5 protein-coding genes are annotated in these 4,706 nt (G+C 72.0%); 2 read left to right on the plus strand and 3 right to left on the minus strand.

From position 1 onward, the window contains the following. Positions 1-405, minus strand: a 405-nt coding sequence (locus tag AC1DU6_RS20425) for a hypothetical protein (protein WP_477859202.1), incomplete at its 3' end; no start/stop codon positions are given. 178 nt (positions 406-583) lie between these two features. Next, positions 584-2,209 carry a response regulator transcription factor gene (locus AC1DU6_RS20430; RefSeq protein WP_457321082.1) on the minus strand — a complete coding sequence of 542 codons (1,626 nt, stop codon included), beginning with the start codon at positions 2,207-2,209 and terminating at the stop codon, positions 584-586. 63 nt (positions 2,210-2,272) lie between these two features. Here AC1DU6_RS20430 and AC1DU6_RS20435 point away from each other — a divergent pair, with 63 nt between their 5' ends. Next, positions 2,273-3,160 (plus strand): EamA family transporter, encoded by an 888-nt coding sequence (locus tag AC1DU6_RS20435; protein WP_457321094.1) that lies wholly within the window; start codon positions 2,273-2,275, stop codon positions 3,158-3,160. A gap of 9 nt (positions 3,161-3,169) precedes the next feature. Further along, positions 3,170-3,793 (plus strand): hypothetical protein, encoded by a 624-nt coding sequence (locus AC1DU6_RS20440; RefSeq protein ID WP_477859204.1) that lies wholly within the window; start codon positions 3,170-3,172, stop codon positions 3,791-3,793. Here AC1DU6_RS20440 and AC1DU6_RS20445 read toward each other — a convergent pair. Continuing rightward, positions 3,784-4,578, minus strand: a complete 795-nt coding sequence (locus tag AC1DU6_RS20445) for an isocitrate lyase/PEP mutase family protein (RefSeq protein ID WP_457351233.1) — start codon at positions 4,576-4,578, stop codon at positions 3,784-3,786. The genes AC1DU6_RS20440 and AC1DU6_RS20445 overlap by 10 nt on opposite strands. Positions 4,579-4,706 lie beyond the last annotated feature (128 nt).

The raw sequence follows: 4,706 nt of genomic DNA on the forward strand, positions 1-4,706 counted from the left end.
GGTCAGGCCCGTGCGGACCGAGGGCTTGTTCATGAAGACGGTCACCTTCTCGCCGACCGTCCAGCCCGGCAGGCCCTCGATGCGTGTGGCCAGCAGGTATTTGCCATCGGCCATGCGGCGGTTCTTCAGCAGGCCGTACTGGCGGAAGCGGTAGCTGCTGTCCGTCGCCAGCTCACGCTTGACGCTGCCCTTGACCTTGAGCGTCACTTCCGTGAACGGCACGCCGCGGTCGATGCCGTCACTGACCTTGGCGACATCGCCACTGACGATGACGTCGGCGGCCGCGATCATCTGCTTGAGGTTCTGGTGCACCAGTTGGGTGGCGTGTGCGGCTGGCGCCAGCAAGGCGGCCAGGCCGCCCAGCAGGGCCAGGCGCCGCAGCGCGGAAAGGGGTTCTCGGTTCATGGCGAAAAGCGGTTGGGTTTGCGGGCGGACAGCGCTCCGCCAACCCAGGGCCCGCGCTCATGCCGCCGGCCCGGGCTCGTGGTCGTCTTGTCCGGGGTGAGGGCACTGTGCGGCCGCCTCCCGACCCCGCCCATCCCCCGCGGCGGGGGACCCGCGAGCGCGGGGAGGAAAAACCCGGTCAGCCCGCCACGCCGATGACTCCCAGCGCCCGCGCTCGCGTCACCGCGTGCTTGCGCGAGCCGGCCTCCAGCTTGGCGTAGATCTTCTTCAGATGCGACTTGACCGTCTCGTCGCTGACCGCCAGCGCCGTGGCGATTTCCTTGTTGGCGTAGCCGCGCGCCACCAGCACCAGCACCTCGCGCTCCTTGGGGCTGAGCAGGCGCTCGGCGGCCGTTGCGCCCGCGCCCTGCGGCACGGCGCCGCGGCGCAGCGCCGCCGGCGTCTGGCTGAGCCGCATGCGCTCGGTCTCGCCGTCCTTCAGCGCCAGGGCCTGGCGGGCATGGCCATAGGCCCGGCCCATGTCGCCGGCCGCGGCCCAGTCCTCGGCCAGGGCCACGTGCAGGGAGGCCGGCGCCTTCCAGCCGACGATCTTCAGCCCCTCGGCCAGCGTCGCCTCGCCGTGGTGCAGCGTCGCGTTTGGCAACACCAGGCCGGGCGGCGGCGCCAGGTGCGGGTGCCGGCGGTGGATCTCGGTCAGCGCCTCCTGCACGCCGACGACCAGCGCGTTGAAGCCATGGCATGCGATCAGCTGCTCCGCTTCATCCAGCGCAGCCTGCGCCGCGTCCACCTGGCCTGCCACCGACAGCGCCCGCGCCAGGCCCAGCAGGTTGACCGTCAGGTTGTCCGTAGAGCGCACCGCGCGGTACATCGCGATCGCCTCGGTCATGGGGCCGACCGCCTCGACGCCGCGGCCCAGGGCCAGCAGCGTCTGGGCCAGCTCGGCACAGGCGTTGGCCTTGTTGATGCCAGGCGGCACGCCCGCCAGCGAGGCCAGCGCGTCGCCCAGCAGCACGAGCGCTTCATCGTGCCGGCCGATCTCCTTGAGCAGCGCGCCCAACCGCGTCTCGCAGGCGCCGATCAAGGCCGGCCACCCGGCCGCGCGCGATTCCAGCGTCGCCTGGTCGTAGCAGGCAGCTGCGCGGTCAAACTCGCCCAGGCCCTGCAGGGCCGTACCGGCATTGATGGTGCAGACCAGGGCGTGCCGCAGCAGGCCCCAGTGGCGGGCCGCATCGGCCGCACGCAGGAAGAGCGCCGCTGCGCGCGCCGGGTCGCGGCGGGACAGCGGCAGTGCCAGCGCAGCGTCGGCAAAGGCAGCCGCAGCGGGCTCGGCCGCGGGTGCGTCCGCAGCGGCTGGCGTCGCGAAGGACTGCTCGTAGGCCAGCCAGGCGCGCGCGATGGCCTGGCGGCGCGGGTCAGGCCCGCGTGCGTGGCAGGCCGCGGCACGGGCATAGGCGCCCAGCTCGCGCTCGCGCTGGCCGCGCGCCTTGGCGACGACGGCCTCGGCCAGCAAGGCATCACCCTCCAGCGTGGCCCCGCCGCCGCTGCGCCGAGCCTGCGCCAGCTGCGTTTCGGCCTCGTCGAGCCGCCCCTGCAGGGCAGCGATCTCGCAACGCGAGAGCGCCAGCCGGGCTTCCAATGAAGGCGTGAGACCCGCCATGGCCAGAACCTGCTCACACAGGGCCAGCGCGCGGCGGCTGTCGCGCTGGCGCAGCTGCCAGGCCAACTCGGCCAGCGCTGCCGCCTCGCCGCCCTGCGCGGCCGCTTCAAGGCCGGCCAGCGCCGTGGCGGGAACGAGGAAATCCATGGCAAAAATTGTAGAAGTGCCTCCGCCTAGACTGCCTCCATGTCATCCCCCTCCGCACAGACCCTGCCGCTGCGCCATTTCCTGCTCGCACTGGCGGTCGTGGCGATCTGGGGCAGCAATTTCGTCGTCATCAAATACGCCCTGCACACGCTGCCGCCGATGACGCTGGCCGTGCTGCGCTTCAGCTTCGCCCTGGTGCCGGCCTGCTTCTTCCTGCGCCGGCCGCAGGTGGGCTGGGGCAATCTGGCGGGCTACGGCATCCTCATCGGCGTGGGCCAGTTCGGCCTGCTGTATCTCGCCATGCGCAGCCAGATCTCGCCCGGCCTGGCCTCGCTGGTCGTGCAGACCCAGGTGTTCTTCACGCTGCTGCTGGCGGTGCGCATCCGCAAGGAGAAGGTGCTGGGCGCGCAATGGCTGGGGCTGGTGCTGGCAGCCAGCGGCATCGTCGTCATCGCCTCGCACACCGACGGCACCACCACGGCGGTGGGCATCGCCATGGTGCTGGCGGCCGCCTTCTCGTGGGCCTGCGCCAATTTGCTGACGCAGCGTGCCGGCCGCATCGACATGCTGGCCTACGTCGTCTGGAGCAGCGCCTTCGCGGTGCCGCCGCTGCTGCTGCTGGCGCTGCTGATCGACGGGCCGCAGCAGATGGCCGCGGGCCTGGCGGCGTCGGACCTCGGCACCTGGACGGCGGTGCTGTGGCAGTCGGTCGGCAACACGCTGTTCGGCTATGGTGTCTGGAGCTGGCTGCTGGCCCGCCACCCGGCCGGGCGCATCGTGCCCATGGCGCTGCTGGTACCGGTGTTCGGCATGGGTTCGGCCGCGGTGCTGCTCGGCGAGCCGCTGCCGGCCTGGAAGCTCATCGCGGCAGCCCTGGTGCTGGCCGGTCTGGCGATCAACCTGTTCGGGCCGCGGCTTTTGGCGGCCAGGGCCAAGGCCGTTGAGGAATAAGCTGGGCGCATGAAGCGCCGCCTCCTGCTCCTGCTGGCCCTGGTTGCGCCCTGGGCCACCGCCGCCCCACCCGCCGTGCAGCTCATCGTCGAGCTGCGCTGGGTGGATTCCAACCTGCCGCCCGCCGCACAGGCCGCCGTGCGCGACGGTGCGGTCGTGGTCGGCACGGCGGGCTCGATCTCGCCGCGCGGCGCCGGCATCGTCACCTCGACCGCGGCGCCAGCGCCCCAGCAGATCCAGCGCCTGAACGTGCTGAACGGCCGGCGCGGCACGCTGACGCTGACGACGCGCGAGCCGCTGCAATGGGTGGACACGGTGGTCGAACTCGACCCAACGTCGCGCACGCCGCAACGCGTCTACGCCAGCCCGCGAAGCGCCGAGCGGCGCACCATGCAGAGCTTCACCGTCACGCCCACCTGGCCCGGCGGCAAGGCGCCGGTGCAGGTAGCGTTCGACATCGACCAGGACGATCACGCCTTCCAGTCGACGCTGCAGCTGGCGCTGGACCGCTGGCAGACCGTCGCACGCAGCGGCAGTGCGGCACCCCCCGCTCCCAAGGGCACCTTGAGCAGCGCGGATGCTGCCGGCCGGCCGGAGCGTGAACTGCAGCTGCGGGTGTCGCTTCAGCCTTGAGCCGAAGCCAGGGCGCCATTGATCTGCGGATAGGGCGCGGCGCCGTCGAACAGCTCAGTGCCAGCACCATGCTCAAGGAAGCCCGTCGCCGCACGCTGCGCCCGGCCCCAGGCCGCCTCGGCGATGGCGCTGCCGGCCGAGATGCGGCGCACACCCAGGCGCTGGAGTTCGTCAAGGCCCGGCAGCACCGGCCGCGCCATCACGTTCAACGGCAGGGGCTGGCCGCCCACCAGGGCCTCGATGTCTGCCACGGCCGTCACGCCAGGGGCAAACAGGCCGTCGGCACCGGCCGCCGCATAGTCGCGCGCCCGCAGCAGCACCTCCTCGACCGCCCGGCCGGGCGCCAGGTTCTTCAGCCAGACATCGCAACGCGCATTGATGAAGATATCGACACCGGCCCGCGCCGCGGCGGCCTTGATGGCCTCGATCTTGCGGCACAGCAGGGCGGGCGCTCCGGCACCGTCCTCGATGTTGATGCCGGCGGCGCCGGCTTCGGCGAACTTCAGGATGTTGTCGGCCACCACCGCCGGGTCGTCGCTGTAGCCGGCCTCGCTGTCAGCGGACAGCGGCACGCGGGCGACGCGGGCGATGCGGCGCAGTGCCGCGGCATGCTCGTCGACCGGCAGGTGGTTGCCATCCGGGTAGCCCAGGGCCCAGGCCAGGCCGGCGCTGGTCGTGGCCAGGGCCGGCACGCCCAAGGCCTGGACCAGGACGGCGCTGCCGGCGTCCCAGACGTTGGCGATCTTCAGGAGCCCGGGGCCCTGGTGGAGCTGGCGGAAGTTCATGGTGTCTTTTGCGGGGTTGGCGAGATAGATTGGCGATGCTGCCGAGCCCCGCTGCCAGACCATGGCAGCAGGCCGGCGGCGGGTACGTCGAGTAACAGCTGCCACGAGATTGGCAATGTGCCAAGTCT

It is taken from the genome of Roseateles sp. P5_B10, assembly GCF_056400485.1.

Coding starts and splice junctions, on each gene's coding strand:
- AC1DU6_RS20430 (WP_457321082.1), bottom strand. CDS start 2,209: ATGGATTTCCTCGTTCCCGCCACGGCGCTGGCCGGCCTTGAAGCGGCC.
- AC1DU6_RS20445 (WP_457351233.1), bottom strand. CDS start 4,578: ATGAACTTCCGCCAGCTCCACCAGGGCCCCGGGCTCCTGAAGATCGCC.
- AC1DU6_RS20440 (WP_477859204.1), top strand. CDS start 3,170: ATGAAGCGCCGCCTCCTGCTCCTGCTGGCCCTGGTTGCGCCCTGGGCC.